Genomic DNA, 20,911 nt, shown 5'->3' with positions numbered 1-20,911 from the left:
GAGCCGCACGGCCGTGCGGCTCTACACCGCCGTGCGGCTCTACACCGCCGTAAAAAACCCGGCCCCCGCCGCCACCGCAATCGCCCGTCGCGGATCGATCACCCGCGGGCCGGCGGGATTCAGGCGCAATACCGCCCACTCGCCGGCCCGCAATTCCAATTCGCGTTCGCCATCGAAGGCCAAAACCGCTGGCCGCTCACGCCGCACCCGCACCACATCACCGGGAGCCAGCACCCGGTGCGCCGCAACATACACTGTCTGCATCAACCCCGGCGCGACCGGCGCCCGCACCGGTTGGCCGCTCGCCGCCAGATGCAGGTACAAGCCGTGGCCCGGCGGATAGTTGCCGGCCAGAAAATTGGCCCCGATTGACGACAACCCGATATTGCCCGGCTCGGCGCGCGTGAGGACGAGATCACTAATCCGCGTGCTGTCCCAGATCGCGCGCGAGGCGACAAACCGCTCGTCGTACACCGCGACATCGACCAAAGCAATATCGTCGGGCGGCGCGCCATCAGGCAAACCTTCCCCGGTCTGATCGGCGCTCAGGCGGTAGACATCGATCCGCGGCGCGCGCGTCACCGCCGCCTCGGCGCAGCCGCGCGCCACCAAGCCGGCGGCGAGGCCGGCAGTGGTGGCTTCGATCATCATCGGAAAGACGTTGTTGGTGCCGGTTGAGATCGGCATCAGCGGCACATCGCCGCACCCCTTCGCCACTAAGCGATTGGTGCCGTCGCCGCCAAGCGTCACAATGCAACCAACGCCGCGCTCGGCCAGCAGTTGCGCCGCTCGCCGCGAGTCGTCGGGAGTGAACCACGCCGGCATGTCGAGCAAGGTTGCTTCGATCTGCAACGGCAAGTTGTCGAGCGCCTTGAGACCAATCCCGAAGCGATCGGGCATGATCCAGACCCGCTGGACGCCGGTCGCTTCGAGACCCAGCAACACTCGTTTGACGATACTGACCTTCTCTTCGTTGTCGAAGACCGACCCGTGGGCAACGAGGCGCCGGATGTCTTTGCCTGAGGCTGGGTTGGCGATGATGCCGGCTGTGATCATAACAACATTATCGCAGGATCGATCGATTCCGCGCTCCACAATGATTGGGCCGCACGGAGCCGCACGGCCGTGCGGCTCTGGTACAGCCGCACGGCCGTGCGGCTCTACGTCACACCGTAACCGGCATCGTCTCGCGCAAAAACGCAACGATGCTATCGGTCACGCGGGTAAATCCGGGACTGCCCGGCAACACCCAGTTGAAATGGGTCATGCCGGGGATCACCTCTAACCGGCAGGTATCGCCGGCGTTGCCGGCGATCGCCTGCGCTTCCGCCAACGGCACCAACTGGTCGCGGTCGCCGTGGATGATCAGCAGTGGGCGCGGGGCGATCTGATCGGCGACCTCTTCAGGCGTGTACTCGATCAACGCCTCGGCGCTTTCCAAAGGTACCGACACCTTCATTTGCGGGAACTCGGCACTGACCTGATCGAGAAACGCCTGCGAATCAGGATCGGGCAGCACAATTTCTAACGGATCGACGGTGGTCGAGACGCCGGTGCGCACGCGCTGGCGGCGGTCTTCGTCCAAGCGGGCAAGGAATTGCGTCCATTCCCAATGGCGGCGCAAGCTGCGCAGCCAGCGCGCGCCGTTGCCCGGTGGTTCGAGCGCCACCGCCGCTTTGACTCGCTCGTCAACCGCGGCAGTGGTGATCGCATGCGCGCCGCCGAGACTGATTCCCACTACCGCCAAGCGATCAGGATCAACGGTAGGCTGCTCGCTGAGGAAGGTTAGCGCGGCCCGGGCATCGGCCACCTGTTCGAGCGGCAACAAGCGACCGCGCGGCCCTTCGCTCTCGCCAAAGCCGCGATAGTCAAAGACCAGCGCCACATAGCCGGCGGCGTTCAAGACCTTGGCAATATCGGGCATCACCATCGTCTTGAGGTAGGTGTAGCCGACCAGCAAAACCACGCCGGGCCGCCGCTCACCTGCCGGCAGACCGCGCGGCGTGTAGAGCAAGCCGTCGAGCCGGTAGCCGGCGCTGTAGAATTGCACCCGCTGCAACGGCTGCGCCGGCGCAGCGCGCGCGGCAATCGCGCGCTCGACGTCTTCTTTGATGATCGCGCCGCCGGGGCCGCTGCCGGTCAGCGTATGCAGATCAATCCCGTGCTCTTGGGCGAGCTTGCGCGCCGCCGGCATCGCGCGCACCCCGCCTGCCGCCGCTGCCGGCGGCGGTGAAGCTGGCTTTGGCGCCGCCGCTGCCGGCGCCGGAACATTCGTTACCGTCTCGGTTGCGCCATTCGTGGTGACGTCAGCCAACTGCTCGCCGGGAGCAGTGATGTAGGCGATGACTTTCGTCACCGCCACCACACTGCCTTCAGGGTAGCAGAGCCGGGCCAGCGTGCCGCTGGCCGGCGCTTCCACCACATTCGTAATCTTCTCGGTCTCAACCTCGGCAATCGGTTCGCCCTTCTGTACCGCTTCGCCCTCGCGCTTGAGCCAGAGGTTAATTTTGCCCTCTTGCATGCTCAAGCCCCACTTGGGCATCACGACCTCGGTAGGCATGGCAACTCCTGCAACAACAACCCGCCGCGCTTAGCCCAACGTCGCCCGCGCCGCTGCGACGATACGCTCTGGCGAGGGGATGTAGGCATCTTCGAGCGTCGGGCTAAACGGCACCGGGGTATGGGGCGGCGTCACCAGCTTGACGGGAGCGTTGAGGAATTCGAGCGCCTGCGTTGCTGCGAGAGTAGCAATGTCGGTCGCTACGCTGCAACGCGGGTTATCCTCATCCACCACCACCAGCCGGCCCGTCTTGCGGATCGACTCAAGCACAGTCGTCTCGTCGAGCGGCGAGAGTGTGCGCAGATCGACCACCTCGGCGCTGATCCCCTGCTGGGCCAGCCGTTCAGCCGCTTCAAGCGCGTGCAGCACCATGCGCGAAATCGCCACGATCGTCACATCGCCGCCCTCACGCTTGATCTCAGCTTGGCCGAGCGGAATGACATACTCGCCTTCGGGCACCGGCCCCTTCATATCGTAGAGCAGCTTATGCTCGCAGAAGATCACCGGATCGTCGTCGCGGATGGCCGCCGCCAGCAAACCTTTGGCGTCAGCCGGCGTCGCCGGCGCCACCACTTTGAGGCCGGGGAAGTGGACGAAGGTCGAGTAGATCGAATCGGAGTGCTGGGCCGCGGCGCGGAAACCGGCCCCGATCATGGTGCGGATGACCAGCGGAATGCGGGCTTTGCCGCCGAACATATAGCGCATCTTGGCAGCCTGATTGACGATCTGGTCGAGGCAGACCCCCATAAAGCCGATGAACATCAGCTCGACCACCGGGCGCAAGCCGGTGGCTGCCGCGCCAACCCCGGCGCCGACGAAGCCCGACTCGGTGATCGGCGTATCGCGCACTCGCTGGCGGCCAAACTCATGCACCAAGCCCTTGGTCACGCCCAACACGCCACCCCACGCATCGAGATGGCTCTCGTCTTCGCTGTGCGACGCGCCGGTCACATCCTCGCCCATCAAAATCACGGTCGGGTCGCGCCGCATCTCAAGGCGCAGCGCCTCGTTAATCGCCTCGCGATAGCTCAGGGTGCGTACCGCCTCTTCAACCATTGCCGTCATAGTGTCACCTCATCATTGAGTGGCAGCGGAGAAGCTCCGCCGGCAATCTATTCGCTGAACCGCCTAGCGATGCACCGGCACTGCCGCCTCTTGGAACGGCCAGAGCGCCGCCATCGGATACTCGACATAGACATCGGTCAGCAGCTCGGCTGGATCGGGCATCGGGCTTTCGGCGGCAAACCGCACCGCATCATCGATCGCCGCCCGCGCGCGCGCGTCGATCTCGTCAAGCTCAGCCTCAGTCAGCAACCCTTGCGCAATCGCGGTCTGGCGGAAGCGGTAGAGACAATCGAGCGAGCGATAGTGCTCTTCCTCTTCGCGAGTGCGATAGCGGATCGAGTCACCCTCGAAGTGACCGTAGTAGCGGTAGGTCTGCGCCTCGATGAAGGTCGGCCCCTCGCCGCGCCGGGCACGGGCAATCGCCTCGCCGGCAGCTTCGTAGACGGCGAAGAAATCGAGACCGTCGATGGCGATGCTCGGCATGCCAAAACCGCGCGCGCGAGCGGCAATGTCTTGGCCAGAGACGGAATACTGGGGCGAGGTGGTCTCGGCGTACCCATTATTTTCGCAGACAAAGACTACCGGCAGCTTCCAGATCCCGGCCAAATTGAGACCCTCGAAGGTGGTGCCCTGATTGGAAGCGCCATCGCCGAAGAAGCAGACCGTCACCTGATCGGTGCCTTTGAGCTTGGCGGTGAGACCGGCACCGCAGGCCAGCGGCGGGCCGCCGCCGACGATCCCGTTCGCGCCGAGCATGCCCTTGTTGACATCGGCGATGTGCATCGAACCACCCTTACCTTTGCACGCACCGGTCGCCTTGCCGTAGATCTCGGCCATCATCTCGCGCAGATCGACGCCTTTGGCGATACAGTGACCGTGGCCGCGATGGGTGCTGGTGATGAAATCATCATCACGCAGATGGGCGCAGAGACCGGTAGCCACCGCCTCTTCGCCTGCATACAGGTGGACGAAACCGGGAATCTTGCCGGCGGCAAAATCGGTGTGGAGCCGATCCTCGAACTCACGAATGAGCCGCATGCGCTCATACGCCCAAAGGAGCTTGTCCCGACTGATTTCCATAGCGCTCTTCTCCGTTCGCCAATGAACGACAACCTCTATCCGTGGCTCGCCAACGAGCCGGTGTGAGCATCAGACTGGGATTGAGACGAGCGACCCCGCCGCAGGGGAACAGTGATCGGAAGAGCTGGGGAGGCGCGGTTTTATTCCATTTGGGAATATATTCGATACCTGTACTATACTGGGTATTGGTGGACGTGTCAAGGGTGATCATCCCAGATCGAATGGGGGGGATGGGACAAAAATTGTAGAGCCGCACGGCTGTGCGGCTCCACCTGAACATGCATTGCGACAACCACCTGTACAGCCGCACGGCTGTGCGGCTCGGCGTTACGACCGGATCACCGCCAACACCTCATCGCGTTTGGCTTCCATTTCGGCGCGCGATGCGATCGACTCAAGATTCAGGCGGATCAGCGGCTCAGTGTTGGAGCCGCGCACGTTGAAATGCCACGTGTCATAGCTCACCGACACGCCGTCGAGCCGCTCGATCTTGCCGTCGCTATAGCGTTCGGCGATCTCGTCAAGCTTCGCGCGCACATCACTCACCCGCGAGTTGATTTCGCCGGAGATGAAGTAGCGCGATTCGAGCTGGCCCAGCAATTCGCTCATCTTCACCCCTCGCTTCGAGAGCATTTCCAGCAGGTAGAGCGAGGGGATGATGCCTGAGTCGGCGAAGGCGAACGCTTTGAAATAGTAGTGGCCAGAGACCTCGCCGGCGAAGATCGCGTCTTCATTCGCCATGCGGCGCTTGATAAACGCATGCCCCACCCGCTCAACCAACGGGATGCCGCCAGCGGCGCGCACTTCGTCGGGCACTGCCCACGACGCGCGCACATCGTACAGAATCTTCGCTCCCGGCTCTTTTTCGAGCAGGTAGCGGCCCAAAATCGCGGTCAGAAAATCGCCGGAGATAAACTCGCCGCGATCGTCGATGGCAAAGAAGCGGTCGCCGTCACCATCGAAGGCAAAGCCAATATCAGCCCCTTCGTCCTTCACCCGCTGCTGCAACTCGGCCCGGTTCTCTGGCATCAGCGGATCGAGGCCGTGATTGGGCAACGTACCGTCGGGATCGAGATACATCCCGGTTAACTGGATTGGTAAGCGCGAATAGACCTCTTGCAGGATCGGGCCGACCATGCCGTTGCCGGTATCAACGATCACCTTCAGCGGCTTAATCGCCTCGACATCGATCAGCGAGAGCACCTTCTGCACAAACTGCTCTTTGAAATCGTACTCGCGCCGTTCGCCGCGGCGGGTTGGCGTCGGGAAGTCTTCGCTCTCAACCAACCGGCGCAGATCCTGAATCCCCTCGTCACCGGACAAGAGGTAGGGCATGCGGCGCACCATCTTGAAGCCGTTGTACTGCTTGGGGTTGTGCGACGCCGTCACCATCATACCGGGGAAACCGAGCTGGGTGCAGGCGAAGTAGTACTGATCGGTGCTGACCATACCGATGTCGGCCACATCGGCCCCCTGATCCATAATCCCGCGCGTCACCGCATCGAACAGCGACGGGCCGGACGTGCGCATATCGCGCCCGACGATCACCGTCTCGGCGCCGAGAAAAGTGACGAAAGCGCGCCCGATCAGATAGGCTACCTCTTCGTTCAGCTCGGTTGGATAAATCCCGCGAATATCGTAGGCCTTAAAAATCGACGGATTAACCTGCACAGAAAACCTCCTAGAATATACGGGCTATTTCGCGCTGGCAACGCATACGTCGTCTCTGCCGCGCCCCTATCCACCCAACAACTCGCTCGCGGCGGCATACGGATCGCTCCGGCGAGAGGCAATCTCACCCACTAACTCCTCCCAACGCGGGCCGCGCAACCGTTCGAGGATCAATTCTTGCACCGCGGCGGCTAGCTCGCGCTCGGCCAACGCCCGCATCCGGCTGGCTTGCGCGCCATCGTTGGCAAGGTGTTGCCGGTGCTGCTCAACCGCATCGACAATCTGCGCGCAGCCCTCGCCGGTGGTGGCTACCGCCGTCAACACCGGCGGCGACCAGCCATCAGCCGGCGCGCCACCCAATTGCAACATCGTGCGGAGCTGGCGCACTGTCTGATCGACGCCGGGACGGTCGGCTTTGTTGACCACAAAGATATCGGCAATTTCGAGCATGCCGGCTTTAATGCTCTGCACATCATCGCCCATACCGGGCACTTCGACCACGATGGTAGTATCAGCAGTCTGGGCAATATCAACTTCATCCTGCCCAGCGCCAACCGTCTCGATGATCACAATCGGAAACCCGGCAGCGGCGATCAAACTGACCGCATCAGCCGTCGCGCGCGCTAGGCCGCCCATCCGGCCCCGGCTGGCCATACTGCGAATAAAGACGCCGGGATCGCCGCCGAGCGCCTGCATGCGGATGCGGTCGCCCAGTACCGCGCCGCCACTGAACGGCGACGACGGATCAACGGCGACGATGCCAACTGGCACCCCGCGCCGGCGCCATTCTTGGGCTAACGACGTGACTAGCGTCGATTTGCCGGCGCCGGGAGGGCCGGTGATGCCCACCCGATGGGCATGAGCGTAAGGGTAGGCCGCCGCCATCACCGCGCGCGCCGCCGGCCCGCCCTGCTCGACCAGAGAAATGGCGCGCGCCAGCGCCCGCCGCTCGCCGTTGCGCAAGCGCGTCACCAATTCGTGCTCGCTCATAGCTCAACCCCGCGTCAACTGGACGTTGGAACGGATGAAGTCGATAATCGCCTGCGTTGACGAACCGGGGCCGAACACTTCGGCGATGCCGTGCTCGCGCTTCAGAATCTCGGCATCTTCGTCGGAGATGATCCCACCGGCGACAACCAGCACATCGGTCATGCCCTGCTCGCGCAGCAACTGCATCACTTTGGGCAGCAACGTCATGTGCGCGCCAGAGAGGATCGAGAGACCGATCACATCAACGTCCTCTTGCAGCGCGGCCTCAACAATCATCTGCGGCGTCTGTTGCAGACCGGTATAGATCACTTCCATGCCGGCATCGCGTAAGGCGCGGGCAATAACTTTCGCGCCCCGATCGTGGCCATCGAGACCGGGTTTCGCGACCAGCACGCGAATCTTTCGCTCCATCGAGCGCTCCTTCCGTTGCGATAACGAGTGAGATTCGGTTGCGTGGCTGCCAGTATAGCACAGGGCAGTACGCGCTGGTTCAAGTATACCGCAGAGCACGCCGAGGAGTACGACCTTTCCCCCACCGGATTGAGGGTGCAGACCAAACATGTGGTTGCGTACAACCGTTGATCGCAGGGCAATGCCTCAAAGCGTAGCTCTACACTCTCCTCTCCGCGCCAGTGGGAGAGGGGCAAGGGGTGGGGGCATCAGCCCGCGCAGCGGGCTGCGTAACCCCAGCCCGGCCCTTCAGAGCCGGGTTCCAGACAGATGTTCTGTCCGCCGTACAGTCCCGGGCTGCGCTCCCCATCACCCCTCCCCCAGCGGGGGAGGGGCAAGGGGTGGGGGCATCAGCCCGCGCAGCGGGCTTCGTCACCCCAGCCCGGCCCTTCAGGGCCGGGTTCCAGACAGATGTTCTGTCCGCCGTACAGCCCCGGGCTGCGCTCCCCATCACCCCTCTCCCAGCGGGGAAGGGGCAAGGGGTAGGGGCATCAGCCCGCGCAGCGGACTTCGTACCCCCAGCCCGGCCCTTCAGGGCCGGGTTCCAGATCACATATGCTGTCTTCCCTCCAGCAGGGGTTGAAAGACAGAACGGTTGATTGAGTACAACGGTCGATCGCTGGGCAATGCCGTACAGTCCCGGGCTGCGCTCCCCATCACCCCTCCCCCAGCGGGAGAGGGGCAAGGGGTGGGGGCATCAGCCCGCGCAGCGGGCTTCGTCACCCCAGCCCGGCCCTTCCGGGCCGGGTTCCAGACAGATGTTCTGTCCGCCGTACAGTCCCGGGCTGCGCTCCCCATCACCCCTCTCCCAGTGGGAGAGGGGCAAGGGGTGGGGGCATCAGCCCGCGCAGCGGGCTTCGTACCCCCAGCCCGGCCCTTCCGGGCCGGGTTCCGAATCACATATGCTGTCTTCCCCCCAGCAGGGGTTGAGGGGCGGACAGAACGGTTGATTGAGTACAGCGGTCGATCGCTGGGCAATGCCTCAAAGCGTAGCTCTCCACTCCCCTCTCCCGCGCCAGTGGGAGAGGGGCTGGGGGTGAGGGCATCAGCCCGCGCAGCGGGCTTCGTAACCCCAGCCCGGCTCTTCCGGGCCGGGTTCCGGATCACATATTCTGTTCTCCCTCCAACAGGTGAACGTTGGGAAGGTGGCTAAAAGAGACAGCGCTCGCGCGAAACGACCCCAAGAGCGCAGAGAATGAAAAAGACATCCTCCGCGCCCTCTGCGGTAAACTCATGACCCAGCCACCGCAGCGGCGACCGCATCGCCAACCGCGGCGGTGCTATACGTAGGCTGTCCGGGAGCGGCAATATCAGCGGTGACAATCCCGCGTTCGATCACCGCTGCTACCGCCGCTTCGACACACTCCGCCTCGGCGGCCAAATCGAGCGAGTGGCGCAACAGCATCGCCACACTCAAAATTGTTGCCAAGGGGTTCGCCTTCCCCTGTCCGGCAATATCGGGAGCCGAACCATGGATCGGCTCGTACAACCCCATCCGTCCGCTGCCTAGCGATGCCGACGGCAACATGCCCATCGAACCGGCCAGCATCGCCGCTTCGTCGGTGAGAATGTCGCCAAACATATTCTCGGTCACGATCACATCAAAATCAGCCGGACGGCGGATGAGATGCATGGCGCAAGCATCAACCAGCATGGTCTCAAATTGCAGATCAGGGAACTCCTCGCGCATCAGCCGAGTCGTGATACTGCGCCACAACCGGCTGGTTTCGAGCACATTCGCCTTATCAACCAGAGTCAGCTTGCCGCGGCGGCGGCGGGCCAACTGCGCGGCCACCCGCACCACCCGGACAATCTCCTCTTCGGTATAGATGCAGAGATCGCTGGCCCATTCGCCATCAGGGCCACGTTCGCGCCGCTTCTCGCCGAAATAGATTCCGCCGGTCAACTCGCGCACCACGATCAGATCGACGCCTTGCAGCCGTTCAGGACGCAACGGCGAAGCATCGATCAAGCGTGGATGCACCTGCACCGGGCGCAGGTTAGCAAACAAACCGAGCGACTTGCGAATACCAAGCAACCCCTGTTCGGGCCGCACCTTCGCCTGCGGATCATCCCACTTGGGGCCGCCGACCGCACCGAGCAACACCGCATCAGCCTCGCGGCACAACGCCACGGTTTCGGCAGGCAACGGCTCACCGGCAGCATCAATCGCACACCCACCGATCAACGCCTCGCGCAGAGTAAAGGTGTGGCCAAAGCGGGCCGCCACCGCCTGCAACACCTTCACCCCCTCCGCCACCACCTCCGGCCCGATCCCATCTCCGGCTAATACTGCAATGACAGCTTGCACAGCAATCCTCGCAACACAATCTAGATCGTGGTTATGAAATGGTAAGAACGCCTCAGTATGATACTACTAAGTTTGCTAGTCGTGTGACAGATGCTAGAGCGAGGAAAGAAACGTATGGCGACTCGGCGAGTCGAATCATTTCTAGTGCGGATTGTCGTAGCCGAGAACGAAGACGCGGCAGCACAACGGTGGAGCGGGCGGATCCAGCATATTGGCACCGGCTTTGAGTGCCGCATTGACCAACTCGACGAACTCTTAGCCTTTATCAACAATCACTTGCAACAGCACACCCCCACCGAGGCTAACAAAACCGCCTCTGAGGCTACTAGCTAGCTACGATGCACGCTTACCGCGCACCTGTTCAAACAATGCCACTGTCTCAGGCAACGGATCAACGCCGAGATCATCACGCAGCGCGGCAACGCACCGTTGGTACAACCGGATAGCCGTGCTGCGCTCACCAATTGCCCCATACCCGCGAATCAACAACTGGTACGCCTCTTCTTGCGCTTTATCGTATTCAAGCACCCGCCAACCCAACGCAATGGCGTCGTGATACTTCCCCTCGTCAAACAGAATGCGGCCCAAACTGAGCGCCGCATCGGTAAACAACAACCCCAATCGCTCCCGTTCCACCACCGACCAATCTTCGTATAAACTATCAGGCAAAAATTGGCCAGTATAGAGGGATACCGCTACTTGGAAGGCCTCACGCGCCTCGGTGCGCCGGTTGCGCTGCAATTCGCGCCGGCCTCGCTCTACGGCTTGCACGAAATCAGCCACATCATACGAATGATCGCTCTCGATATTAAAGCCGTAGGTATCACCTTGCTGAAGGATATAGTAGGTTGGCGCACCTTCTGGCCGATCCGGCTCCAGCGCCTTAATCAACCGGCTGATCGTCACCCGCAGATTATTGGACGCCGACTCGCTATCGAGACCGGGCCAGAGCATATCCATAATCTGCTCGCGCGGCAGCATACGCCCGCGCTCGATCAGCAACAATTGCAGCAACTGGCGCGCCTTGACGCTCCGCCAATCGCGATCGCGCACCTCTTGATCGCCGCGCAAGACTTGAAAGCCACCCAAAGCGCGGATCATCAACCGGTAGGGCGGGCGATAGCTCAACCGCTCAAGCGCATCCTGAGCAGCTTGGCGAACGTGGGGCGAGCGATCTTTCAATAATGCCCGCAGCGTGCCATACGCATTAACAACACTCAAATCGCCGATCAGGCCCGCGCTGCGCACACGCAGCGCAACCGGAAACGACTCATCGAGCAACGGGATAAGGATCGAGGCCAGCGTCGTCGTGTCAAACTGGCGGAGGGCAGCGATCATCGCCCGGCTCGACAACCCAAGCTGCAATGCCGTCTTGATCGCCCAGAGCATCGCCGGGCGCGGCAAAAAGGGCAGCGATTCTACACCGGCGCGATCGCAAATCGCACATGCCGAGAGCAAATCTTCCTTAATCGTAGGCGAGTTACTCTGACACTGGGCCACCAAATAGGCCCGGTAGATATGGATCAAGGCGCGGAACAAACCATCGTAGCGCCGATCCATGAACAAGAGCAGTTCATCTGCTATCGCCAACGCCTGATCACGTTCGCCGCCTTCACCGATCGCAATCAGCAACAGGCTCTGCAACCAGAGATCCTGCGTATTAAGATACCGGCTATCGCAATAGGGGAGATGCTGCGCACTTACCACCGGCTGTTCACGCAGTTTCTGCCAGAACGCCAGCGCCTGCGCCGCCGCTGCGGCAGGCTGGTGGTTACGCAACAACCCATAGATTTCCACGATCCGGGCCCGCGCCCCCAACAGGCGGTCATCAAGATGGGCCACGATTTGCCGCACGCGCTGTAACGACGTGGCGGCCTCTTCATACCGATCATGTTCGATCAACAACAGGGCCAAGATTAAGGCGGCGTTGCCGGCCAGCACACTACCGGGAGCATAATCGCTCAACCGGTAATAACATTCTTGCACTTGATCGAGCGCGGCTTCGCCTTTCCCCTGCTGGTAGAGCGCCATAGCCTGCAACAACAGCAACGACTGGCGCAGCATATCGTTGCGATCGATGCGGGGCAACTCAAGCGCAGCATTGATTGCCGTCATCGCTTCTGCCGGACAACCCTGCTGGGTATAGATCGACGCCCGCAGCGCAGCCAGCAGCCATTGCCACAGCACACTGAGCGGGCGGCGATCGGCCCAGCGCGCGATCCGCAATGCGGCCCGAAACCGCCCTTGGCTATAGGCGAGCGCCATCAAGCCAACCAACGCCGCGCCGCGCGACCACGTATCGTTGGCGCGCGCCGCTGCCGCAATGACGCGGCGGCACACCGCCGCAAACTCAACCGGCGCATCAGACCAGAAGAGGAGGACTGCCATATCGCGCAGCGCGCGCAGCTCTTGCGCCGGAGCGCCGGCCAGCCGGTATTGTTCGGCTGCTTGGCTGATCAACTGCAACGCGCGCTCGCGATCGGTATTGAACAAACTCCAGCCTTGCATGTGGAGCAATTCAGGATCGCGCTCGCGCACTTCCGGCGGGAGACGCTCGATCCAATTCCGCAAGCTGTCGCGCTGGGGCGAGTCGATCAATGGCCACGCATGCTCGCGCAGAGCGTGCGCGATCGCTGCCGGGTTGCCGGTCGCCGCCAAATGGCGCAACGCCGCCTCGATCTGATCATGGCGCGCCAGCACCATCCCAAACCGTTCGTGGAGGTCACGCACCGTCACTCGATCAAACCGGGTCAGCGCTCGATCGGCTAACAGGCGCTGCCAGAGCGGGTGAAAGCGGAAAATCCGCTCGCCATTGGACGCACCGGTATCAACCGTTAGCGGCAAGCCGAGTGCAATTGCTTGCTCGATCAGTTGGGCGCTATCATCAACACCCAACGCCTCATCGAGCAACGAGGGGTTGGCTTGGCCAAGCAGAGCGGCGCAGATCAAGCGATCGACCAAGCGTGGCGGCAACGCCGCCAACACCTCTGAAGCCAAATACTCAAACAGATCGTGCTGATTTGTTGCCAAGCCTTGCAGATACACCCGGCGCTGCTCAGGCGTCTGGCGGGCCAGCGTGCGCACCGCAAGCTGCACGCTCAACATCCACCCGCCGGTGCGTTCGAGCAGCAGATCGAGTTCATCATCCGTCAACGACACCCCAGTTCGTTGCAACAACTCGATCGCCTCGTGCCGTTGCAACAACAGATCATTTGCTCCAATCTCAAGCAACAACCCCTCAGCGCGCAGGCGCGGGAGCGGGGCAAACGTCAACGGCCGGCGCGAAGCCATCACAATATGCAAATTTGGCGGCGCGGCGCGCAAGAGATAGCCCAGCAGATCAGCCGTAATCGGCCCATCGCTCACCAAATGCACATCGTCGAGGATCAACATCGTTTGTGATTGCAACTCACGTTGCACGTCGCTCAGCAATGCGCCGGCTACCAGCGGCCAATCTCGTTCCAAACCGGATACGCTCTGCAAGATGCGCAATGCTTGCTCACCAGCCTGAGGCAAAATCCGCTGAATCGCACCGATCAGATACGCGAGCAGCAAGGCTGGCTCTTGATCGCTCGCCTCAAAACCAAGCCACGCCACTTGCGCTCCGGTGCGCGCGAGTTGATCGGCCCACTGGGCCAATAAGGTGGTTTTGCCATACCCAGCCGGCGCCACGACCACCGTCACCGGCAGCAGGCGCGCTTCGGCTAATAACGCCTGCAAATCCCGGCGCAGCATTTCATCGTCGCGCACCGGCGGCGGCGAGAGCTTGAGGGGTAATAATGGGGCGCTTACCGCAACCGATGGCGCATGTTCGGCCAATTCGGTCATGGACTGCTCCTTAACCTACCAGAAAAAGCCACACATAGGCGACGTTTGTCATTGTTCGCGTATCAGCGCAATTGCCGGACAAAGTATGATACAGTTGTATACTATACCATAATGTGTATTGTAACACGACCCATAAAGCTATGCGCACGCTCCTTGCCGGTATTCCGGCTCCCCATCATGCACTGCTGTATACCCGCGCCGAACGCGATCAAGCGGTTATCTTCGAGCCAGCTTGCGCACCCTTGTTACGACCAGTGATTAATGCAGGCGCGCTTCGTCCGTGGTACACCCCGACAGGCGATCACTGGCTGCTCGCCCTGCCACCGGGTTATAGCCAGAACCATGCGATTAGCAGCGTTGAGGATCTGGTCAAGCGGCACCCCGGCCTTGGCCAGCGTCTGAGCGCTTACGCTGACGTATCAGAGCCGTTATGGTGGGAATTGCCTCCCGCAGCGAAGCCGGCGCTCGCCGCCCCCATCCCGCGCATCTTGATCGGCGTTGGTGAACACCCGGCCATCGCATGGGATGCCGGCAATGCGATTCCTATCGCCCCGATCCGCATCCTCGCGCCTGCCGATCATGTGTTACTTGCCTTGCTCGCGGCCAGCGCCGGTCGCCGCCGCTTGCAGCAGGCGACTGACACCATTGTCTTGCCAGCGCCGCCAACCACCATTGCCGGTCGCCTTGCCGAGCTAGCGGCGCAGGCAGTAGCAGTGGCCCACGAGCAACATACCCTCACCCGCGAGTTTGCCCGCCGTCTGCTGGCCGATTTCGGCCCTCCCGGCAGCACGCTGAGCGTGGCGCTCCAACGGTGGTGGGAACTCGAATTTCGCGAACTGCTCGCCGAAGTTGTCCGCGCCCTGCGCAACCCGATCCCGGAACCGTTCCAGCCCTTCTGGGCCGCGCGCCACGCCGAAGGCCGCTCCCGTTACTATGCGCTTGCGAGCGAACTGGCAGCGATCGAAGCTGCGATTGATGAGCTCGCTCAACCATTATGGCAGGCCCAAGAGCAATGAATACCACACCCTATCTTATTCCGGCTGCCCCGGCCCGCACCGAGATCGTCGTGCGCGGGTCACGGTTCATTGCCCAAGCAATCCCGACACCCACCGTTGCAGCGGCACGGGCCGCAATCGCCGCGGTGCGCGCCGAGATGCCCGATGCCACCCACCACTGTTACGCTTATGTGGTCGGTTATGGCGCCAGCACGATCGCCGGCATGAGTGACGATGGCGAACCAGCCGGCACCGCCGGTCGCCCGATGATGGCCGTCTTGCGTGGCGCCGATCTCGGCGACATTACCGTGATCGTGACACGCTATTTTGGCGGCACACTCCTCGGCGTTGGCGGGCTCGTGCGCGCCTATAGCGATGCTACCCGCGCGGTGCTCGCCATCGTGCCGCGAACCGAACGGATCATCTACCAACGGGTGATGATCCGCCTCCCGTACCCCGATTACGCGCCCATTCGGCGGTTGCTTGAAGCGCACGCCGCTGTCATTGTTGATGAGGCGTTCGCCGCTGATGTGACGATGGTTGTCGATCTGCCGGCCAATCACGCCGCCGCGATTGCCCAGCAGCTCGGCGAGCAGAGCGCTGGCCGAGCACGCATCGAGCCAGCAGCAGCTATGGTATAATTGCAGGTGATGTACGCACTGCATCCTGCCACCGTCCATATTCCGATCGGGCTGCTGCTCGCCAGCAGTCTCTTTACGTTGATCGCGCTGCGCACCGGGCGCATGCAATGGGATCAGAGCGCATTTCATTGCCTGATCTTCGGCTTGCTCGGCGCGCTCGTTGCTATTGCCAGCGGATTATTCGACGCTGCGCGCCAATTGGCCGGCCTTGCCATCGATGATCCAGTGATTTCATGGACGAACGGCCACGCTGCGGCGAGTTTGGCCGCCAGCGCGTGTTATGGCCGGGTCTGGCTGATGCGGCGCCGGCAACCAGCTATTCTCAACGACCCTGCCCAACGTAACGCCTATCTCGGCTGGCATATCGCCGGCGCGATCTTGCTTCTTGTGGGTGGGTGGTTAGGTGGCCGGCTCGTCTTTGGGTTTGATCTGGGCCGCTAGTGAGGGCGTCATGTTTGCTTATGTCGTCTACGGGTTGCTCTACATCATCATTCACTTCTTCCGCCTGATCGGCTGGTGGCGCTGGTCGATCGAGGGGGTTGAGCGATTGCCTCCTCGCGAACAAGGCGGGATGATTCTGGTGATGAATCACATTAATTGGGTGGACATCCCAGCCGTTGGCGCGTTGCTGCCATTCCGCTATCGATTGTCATGGCTGGCCAAGATCGAGATTTTTGCTAACCCCATCGCCGGCTGGTTCTTCCGCAATATGAATGTGATCCCGATCCGGCGCGGTAAGCGCGATCTGGCGGCGCTCGATGCGGCTGCCGAAGCGTTACGAAATGGCGCCGTGCTGCTCATCTTCCCCGAAGGCCACCGCAGCCGCAATGGCATCTTGCAGCCGGGACGCGGCGGCGCGATCCGGTTGGCGATGCAGGCCGGCGTCCCGATCGTGCCGATGGCAATTACCGGTACCGAGCACGGCTTCCGGGGCACCTTGCGCCGCGAACCGGTGCATATTACGATTGGCGAACCGTACCGGATTGAGCCGTTGCCCGACAATAAGATCCCTGCCGATGTGATGGAACGTCTTACTACTGAGATGATGCTCAAAATTGCCGCGATGCTGCCGCCCGCCCAGCGTGGCCCGTATGCCGCACTGCTCGAAACGACGACATCAACAAGGCAGTAGCAGTGGCGGGTTTGGATGCCCGCCGCTATTGCCCTACCGGTTCTAAGAACTGCGTCCCATCCGGCGCGATCACAGCGCACCAACCGCGCTGATTGCCAACCTCAACCTGCCACCACGTGTATCCATCGGCGAGCACCGGCCCCTCGCGCAACACCACTGCTCTCCCGCCGGGCAGCGAGCCAACCACCCGTGCCTGCAAACCGGGTGCGGCCCGTAACCGCAATGGCGCATTCCCCACATTGACCACCACCGCTCGCCCGCCAATCTGCAAGGTTGGCGGTGGCGGGGTCGGGCTCGGCGTCGGTGAAGGGAGCGGTGTCGGCGAAGGGGGGAGCGAGGTCGGGGTAGCTGACGCGATCGCGGCGACCGGTGAAGCGACCGGTTGGGCAACGGCGGGAGAGCCACGCTGCCCGATCAACCACACTGTGACCGTTATGCCAAGCGCAATAACGGTGATCACAATGAAGAATCCGGCCAACGGAAACCGCGACTGGCGGCGGCGCCGCACCGAGTCGTACCCTTGCCGGTAGTAGTAGTAGTGCTGGTAATAGAAAGGGTTGAACTCGCCCCGTTCGGCATCAGCGGCGCCGCGTTCATACATCTCGCTCGTGGTTGGCATAGGCGCAGCGAATAAACCGGTGCTACTTGGTTAAGACCAGATCTTCGCGCCCCATCTCTCGCAGCATGGTTGGATACATTGTGTATACGGGTTCGACAGCCGGCAAGAGCTTCAGAATTTTGGGAATCGGGCCCTTGGCGATGATCTGCCGGCGAGCCAATGCTGTCATGAGATTAATCTTGCCGTGCCAGAATTGGTGCGCGATATCAGCCTTCATACTCATCTCAACATCTGGCTTCAGGCTGACCTCACCCCAAAAGACATCGCAGTATGCACCGGGTTGGGTTGGTGGATGCGCGGCATCAATGGTAACAACGCCATGCGGTTCTTCATACCGAAACTGAATCACAATCCGGCCTTCACAAATCCGCGGCGCTATTTGCGCATCACACTTCACCCGATCGTAGAGTGTGCCTAAAATGTGCCGCAGTTCTTCCTCGTCTTTGAAGAATGGCATACTTCATCTCCTGCGCCATCGACACTATGATGACGCACTGTCGTAGGAAAGTCCTGTGAATGTGATTATACGCGGTTCACAACCAGAACGCAAGCCGAAATAACGCATCGCGTTAGATCAGCTTGCACTATTGCTATTGATCGTGCGCCGCTTCCCCCAACCGGATCTCACTCGCGTGGATGCCGGCCAACCACGCTGCACCACTCATCGGACGCCGGCTAGCCGGCTGCACCTCAACCAACTCGAGCGCATCGCTGCCGGTTTGCACAAGCGGATGACCGCGCATACTGCGTCCAATCACCAACCCCGGCGTCGCCGCAGCCGCTGTAGCGGTCACTGCCGCGCTGATGACCCGCAACGGCTGGCCTTGCCAAACGGTATACGCCCCCGGCCATGGATCGTAGGCCCGCGTCATCCGCTCGATCACAATCGCCGGTAGCGACCAATCGATGCGCCCATCTTCTTTTTTGAGCATCTTGGTCACGGTCGCTTGGCTGTGATCCTGCGGACGCGGTTCGATCTCACCGCGGGCATAGCGCGGCAATGTCTGCACCAACAGTTCAGCCCCCAAGCGAAACAGCTCATCGGTTAGCGGGCCGGCCCGCGCTGTTGGCGGCAGATCAACTACGGCTTGCGCCAAAATCGGGCCGCTGTCCATCCCCGGATCGAGCAGCATGATCGTTACGCCGGTCACCGTCTCGCCGGCTAAAATCGCGCCGGCTACCGGGGTTGGGCCCCGGTAGAGCGGCAGCAACGAGGGGTGGATGTTGAGATAGCCGAGCGGCGGGATCGCCAATACTGCCCGGCGCAAAATCTCGCCATACGCCGCCACCACACCCACATCAGGTTGCAACGCCGCCAGCGAGGCGACCACCGCCGGATCGCGCAATGTTTCAGGCTGGAACACCGGCAGGCCGTGGGCAAGCGCTGCTACTTTGACCGGCGGCGGCGTCAGCCGGCGATCACGTCCGGCTGGACGATCAGGTTGGGTGACAACGCCAACAATATCATACCCGGCAGCGACCAATGCGTCGAGCGCATGCACGGCAAATGATGGGCTGCCTAAAAATAAAACTCGCATGATGCTACTCCTTGCTCGCGCTTGCCCGCAACACGGCAAGCAGCGGCATATAGTATAATAGAGTTCGGTGTCTTTCAAAGCGAAGTCTGTGACCTTATGCGAGCAATTGTTTTTGATGGCGACCTACGGTATAGCGCCGATTACCCCGAACCTACACGCCCGCCGGGAGAAGCGCTGATCCGTCCCCGTCTGGTGGGTATCTGTAATACTGATCTCGAAATCACGCGCGGGTACATGAATTTTCGTGGCGTTCTAGGCCATGAATTCGTTGGCACTGTAGTCGCCGCCGATAACCCAGCTTGGCTTGGGAAGCGGGTCGTAGGCGAAATCAATGCCGCCTGCCGCCGCTGCCCCACCTGCTTGCGCGGCAATGAAAGTCATTGCCCATACCGCACCACGCTTGGCATCGACCGGCGTGATGGTGCGATGGCCGATCTTTTTACCCTGCCCGAAACCTGCTTGCACGAAGTGCCAGAGAGCGTCAGCGATGAAGCAGCCGTCTTCACCGAACCGCTGGCCGCTGCGCTGGAAATTGTCGAGCAGAGTCATATTCGCCCAACCGAACGAGTGGCGGTCGTCGGCGATGGCAAGTTAGGCGCAATGATCGTGCAAGTCTTGCGCCTGACTGGCTGCGATTTGACGCTCATTGGCCGGCACCCCGAACGATGGGAACTCTACCGGCGGCAAGGCACGACGTGCGTACCGAGCACTGATGTGCCGCCCCACCCGTTTGATGTCGTGATCGATTGTACTGGCAACCCGGCCGGTTTGGCAATCGCTCGGCAACTAGTGCGCCCGCGCGGGCGGCTAGTGCTCAAGAGCACATTTGCCGCCGAAACCCACCTGAATCTGAGCATGCTGGTGGTTGACGAAGTGCAACTGATTGGCTCGCGCTGTGGCCCCTTCGCCCCGGCGCTCCGCTTGCTCGAGCGCGGCTTGATCGAGACCCAACCCCTGATCAGCGCCCGTTATCCGCTTTCCGCAGGATTAGAGGCGTTTGCCGCCGCACCCGGCCAACTTAAGGTTTTGCTCAGTGTCTGAAGAAATCCATTTGCCGACGGTTCTGATTGCCGATGACGACCCTAGCCTGCGCTTTTTGCTTAGCGATACGCTGGCACGCGCCGGCTTCGCTGTGCTCGCCGCCGAAGACGGTCTCTCCCTTATCCGTATCGCGCAAGAGCAGTTGCCCGACCTGATCTTGATCGACCTCATGCTGCCCGGTATCGATGGCTACGAGGCGATCCGCCAATTACGCAACGATACCCGTACCGCCCATTTGCCGATTATCATCGTCACCGCCCGCACGAATCCGGCTGATGTCGTGATTGGCTTTGACACCGGCGCTGATGATTATGTCACCAAACCATTCAATGAAGCCGAATTGATTGCCCGCATTCGCTCGTTGCTACGCCGCACGACTCAGCGTTCAGTCCGTAACCCGCTCACCGGTCTGCCCGGTAATCTCCTGATTAGCGAAGAGATTCGCTATCGCCTCCAGCGCGGTGAGGCGTTTACGCTGCTGTACATTGATTTGAATGATTTTAAGGCCTTTAACGATGCTTACGGCTTCGCCCGCGGCGATCAGGCGATCCGGCTCGTGGCCGAGATTTGTGAACAGGCGCAGAACCACTTTGCCGAACATTCAACCTTTCTCGGACACATTGGCGGCGATGATTTCGTCATGCTTTGCCCCACCGAGATTGCCGTCGAGCTAGCCCGCTGGATCGTCCACCAATATGAGCAAGCGTGCGGTGCGCTGTACGACGAAGCTGATCGCGCGCGTGGCTACTTGATTGGGCACGACCGCGCCGGCAACCTTGCTCATATCCCGATCGGCGCCATCGCCATTGGCGGCGTATCGAGCACACCTACCACCACCGTTGACGAGTTATCGCGCGCCGCCGCGATAATGAAACACACTGCCAAAACGTTTGGCGGCAGCGCGATCGTGATTGATGGCACGCGGCTGCGCTGATGCGATGGCGATGCACCGATCAGAGAACCGTTGCCTCTCAACGGTTCTCTGATTCA

Annotated in this window: 19 protein-coding genes; 7 read left to right on the top strand and 12 right to left on the bottom strand. The window is 61.6% G+C overall.

Features of this window, described 5'->3' with window-relative positions; translation table 11 throughout:
• Positions 1-39 precede the first annotated feature (39 nt).
• The 8 genes from A6A03_RS08335 to leuB all read right to left on the bottom strand — a co-directional run bounded on the left by A6A03_RS08335 (position 40) and on the right by leuB (position 10,127).
• A complete protein-coding gene (locus tag A6A03_RS08335; protein ID WP_066786285.1) occupies positions 40-1,056 on the bottom strand; it encodes an ATP-NAD kinase family protein in 1,017 nt (338 codons plus the stop codon).
• A 109-nt stretch (positions 1,057-1,165) separates the two neighbouring features.
• The gene (locus A6A03_RS08330; RefSeq protein WP_066786282.1) at positions 1,166-2,560 is read right to left on the bottom strand and encodes an alpha/beta fold hydrolase; all 1,395 of its coding nucleotides are present in this window, start codon (positions 2,558-2,560) and stop codon (positions 1,166-1,168) included.
• Positions 2,561-2,590: 30 nt separating this feature from the next.
• Positions 2,591-3,625: an alpha-ketoacid dehydrogenase subunit beta gene (locus A6A03_RS08325; protein ID WP_066786279.1), complete on the bottom strand. Its 1,035-nt coding sequence runs from the start codon at positions 3,623-3,625 to the stop codon at positions 2,591-2,593.
• Between the two features lie 63 nt (positions 3,626-3,688).
• A complete protein-coding gene (locus A6A03_RS08320; RefSeq protein WP_066786276.1) occupies positions 3,689-4,705 on the bottom strand; it encodes a thiamine pyrophosphate-dependent dehydrogenase E1 component subunit alpha in 1,017 nt (338 codons plus the stop codon).
• A 327-nt stretch (positions 4,706-5,032) separates the two neighbouring features.
• Positions 5,033-6,376, bottom strand: a complete 1,344-nt coding sequence (locus A6A03_RS08315) for a phosphomannomutase/phosphoglucomutase (RefSeq protein WP_066786273.1) — start codon at positions 6,374-6,376, stop codon at positions 5,033-5,035.
• Between the two features lie 66 nt (positions 6,377-6,442).
• Entirely contained in the window at positions 6,443-7,366 is a 924-nt protein-coding gene (gene meaB, locus A6A03_RS08310; protein ID WP_066786270.1) for a methylmalonyl Co-A mutase-associated GTPase MeaB, read from the bottom strand.
• Positions 7,367-7,369: 3 nt separating this feature from the next.
• The gene (locus A6A03_RS08305) at positions 7,370-7,777 is read right to left on the bottom strand and encodes a cobalamin B12-binding domain-containing protein (RefSeq protein ID WP_066786266.1); all 408 of its coding nucleotides are present in this window, start codon (positions 7,775-7,777) and stop codon (positions 7,370-7,372) included.
• A 1,270-nt stretch (positions 7,778-9,047) separates the two neighbouring features.
• Complete coding sequence (gene leuB / locus A6A03_RS08300; protein WP_066786263.1) at positions 9,048-10,127, bottom strand: 3-isopropylmalate dehydrogenase; 1,080 nt, start codon at positions 10,125-10,127, stop codon at positions 9,048-9,050.
• Positions 10,128-10,241: 114 nt separating this feature from the next.
• Between leuB and A6A03_RS08295 the strand changes: the two genes are divergently transcribed.
• Positions 10,242-10,460, top strand: coding sequence for a hypothetical protein (locus A6A03_RS08295; RefSeq protein WP_066786261.1), 219 nt, complete (start codon positions 10,242-10,244; stop codon positions 10,458-10,460).
• Here the strand turns inward: A6A03_RS08295 and A6A03_RS08290 are convergent, their stop codons facing one another.
• The gene (locus tag A6A03_RS08290; protein ID WP_066786260.1) at positions 10,461-13,955 is read right to left on the bottom strand and encodes an AfsR/SARP family transcriptional regulator; all 3,495 of its coding nucleotides are present in this window, start codon (positions 13,953-13,955) and stop codon (positions 10,461-10,463) included.
• A 140-nt stretch (positions 13,956-14,095) separates the two neighbouring features.
• On the opposite strand from A6A03_RS08290, the gene A6A03_RS08285 reads away from it, so the two are divergent.
• The 4 genes from A6A03_RS08285 to A6A03_RS08270 are packed head-to-tail and all read left to right on the top strand — an operon-like array spanning position 14,096 to position 16,723.
• A complete protein-coding gene (locus A6A03_RS08285) occupies positions 14,096-14,971 on the top strand; it encodes a hypothetical protein (protein WP_066786257.1) in 876 nt (291 codons plus the stop codon).
• Complete coding sequence (locus A6A03_RS08280; protein WP_066786254.1) at positions 14,968-15,591, top strand: YigZ family protein; 624 nt, start codon at positions 14,968-14,970, stop codon at positions 15,589-15,591. Before A6A03_RS08285 ends, A6A03_RS08280 begins: the two co-directional genes overlap by 4 nt.
• Positions 15,592-15,600: 9 nt before the next feature.
• Positions 15,601-16,032 carry a DUF2231 domain-containing protein gene (locus A6A03_RS08275; protein ID WP_066786251.1) on the top strand — a complete coding sequence of 144 codons (432 nt, stop codon included), beginning with the start codon at positions 15,601-15,603 and terminating at the stop codon, positions 16,030-16,032.
• 10 nt (positions 16,033-16,042) lie between these two features.
• Positions 16,043-16,723, top strand: coding sequence for a lysophospholipid acyltransferase family protein (locus A6A03_RS08270; protein WP_066786248.1), 681 nt, complete (start codon positions 16,043-16,045; stop codon positions 16,721-16,723).
• Positions 16,724-16,748: 25 nt separating this feature from the next.
• Here the strand turns inward: A6A03_RS08270 and A6A03_RS08265 are convergent, their stop codons facing one another.
• The 3 genes from A6A03_RS08265 to fmt form a co-directional block, all read right to left on the bottom strand.
• On the bottom strand, positions 16,749-17,342 hold the full coding sequence (locus A6A03_RS08265; protein WP_245668910.1) for an SH3 domain-containing protein: 594 nt from the start codon (positions 17,340-17,342) through the stop codon (positions 16,749-16,751).
• A gap of 22 nt (positions 17,343-17,364) precedes the next feature.
• Positions 17,365-17,799 (bottom strand): hypothetical protein, encoded by a 435-nt coding sequence (locus A6A03_RS08260; RefSeq protein ID WP_066786243.1) that lies wholly within the window; start codon positions 17,797-17,799, stop codon positions 17,365-17,367.
• Between the two features lie 133 nt (positions 17,800-17,932).
• A complete protein-coding gene (gene fmt, locus A6A03_RS08255; RefSeq protein WP_066786241.1) occupies positions 17,933-18,880 on the bottom strand; it encodes a methionyl-tRNA formyltransferase in 948 nt (315 codons plus the stop codon).
• Between the two features lie 96 nt (positions 18,881-18,976).
• On the opposite strand from fmt, the gene A6A03_RS08250 reads away from it, so the two are divergent.
• Together A6A03_RS08250 and A6A03_RS08245 are read left to right on the top strand one after the other, a co-directional pair.
• The gene (locus tag A6A03_RS08250; protein WP_066786239.1) at positions 18,977-19,921 is read left to right on the top strand and encodes an MDR/zinc-dependent alcohol dehydrogenase-like family protein; all 945 of its coding nucleotides are present in this window, start codon (positions 18,977-18,979) and stop codon (positions 19,919-19,921) included.
• Positions 19,914-20,855: a GGDEF domain-containing response regulator gene (locus tag A6A03_RS08245; protein WP_066786236.1), complete on the top strand. Its 942-nt coding sequence runs from the start codon at positions 19,914-19,916 to the stop codon at positions 20,853-20,855. The genes A6A03_RS08250 and A6A03_RS08245 overlap by 8 nt, the downstream gene beginning before the upstream one ends.
• Positions 20,856-20,911 lie beyond the last annotated feature (56 nt).

Origin of the sequence: Chloroflexus islandicus, assembly GCF_001650695.1 — a bacterium.
In the GTDB taxonomy this organism is placed as follows: domain Bacteria; phylum Chloroflexota; class Chloroflexia; order Chloroflexales; family Chloroflexaceae; genus Chloroflexus; species Chloroflexus islandicus.
The sequence above is the reverse complement of the archived record's forward strand: the minus strand, read 5'-3'. Positions and strand labels throughout refer to the sequence as shown.

Excerpts from the sequence above, each read along its gene's own strand:
- A6A03_RS08335 (WP_066786285.1), bottom strand. The coding sequence starts at position 1,056 with ATGATCACAGCCGGCATCATCGCCAACCCAGCCTCAGGCAAAGACATC.
- A6A03_RS08330 (WP_066786282.1), bottom strand. The coding sequence starts at position 2,560 with ATGCCTACCGAGGTCGTGATGCCCAAGTGGGGCTTGAGCATGCAAGAG.
- A6A03_RS08325 (WP_066786279.1), bottom strand. The coding sequence starts at position 3,625 with ATGACGGCAATGGTTGAAGAGGCGGTACGCACCCTGAGCTATCGCGAG.
- A6A03_RS08320 (WP_066786276.1), bottom strand. The coding sequence starts at position 4,705 with ATGGAAATCAGTCGGGACAAGCTCCTTTGGGCGTATGAGCGCATGCGG.
- meaB (WP_066786270.1), bottom strand. The coding sequence starts at position 7,366 with ATGAGCGAGCACGAATTGGTGACGCGCTTGCGCAACGGCGAGCGGCGG.
- A6A03_RS08305 (WP_066786266.1), bottom strand. The coding sequence starts at position 7,777 with ATGGAGCGAAAGATTCGCGTGCTGGTCGCGAAACCCGGTCTCGATGGC.
- A6A03_RS08295 (WP_066786261.1), top strand. The coding sequence starts at position 10,242 with ATGGCGACTCGGCGAGTCGAATCATTTCTAGTGCGGATTGTCGTAGCC.
- A6A03_RS08290 (WP_066786260.1), bottom strand. The coding sequence starts at position 13,955 with ATGACCGAATTGGCCGAACATGCGCCATCGGTTGCGGTAAGCGCCCCA.
- A6A03_RS08285 (WP_066786257.1), top strand. The coding sequence starts at position 14,096 with ATGCGCACGCTCCTTGCCGGTATTCCGGCTCCCCATCATGCACTGCTG.
- A6A03_RS08280 (WP_066786254.1), top strand. The coding sequence starts at position 14,968 with ATGAATACCACACCCTATCTTATTCCGGCTGCCCCGGCCCGCACCGAG.
- A6A03_RS08275 (WP_066786251.1), top strand. The coding sequence starts at position 15,601 with ATGTACGCACTGCATCCTGCCACCGTCCATATTCCGATCGGGCTGCTG.
- A6A03_RS08270 (WP_066786248.1), top strand. The coding sequence starts at position 16,043 with ATGTTTGCTTATGTCGTCTACGGGTTGCTCTACATCATCATTCACTTC.
- A6A03_RS08265 (WP_245668910.1), bottom strand. The coding sequence starts at position 17,342 with ATGCCAACCACGAGCGAGATGTATGAACGCGGCGCCGCTGATGCCGAA.
- A6A03_RS08260 (WP_066786243.1), bottom strand. The coding sequence starts at position 17,799 with ATGCCATTCTTCAAAGACGAGGAAGAACTGCGGCACATTTTAGGCACA.
- fmt (WP_066786241.1), bottom strand. The coding sequence starts at position 18,880 with ATGCGAGTTTTATTTTTAGGCAGCCCATCATTTGCCGTGCATGCGCTC.
- A6A03_RS08250 (WP_066786239.1), top strand. The coding sequence starts at position 18,977 with ATGCGAGCAATTGTTTTTGATGGCGACCTACGGTATAGCGCCGATTAC.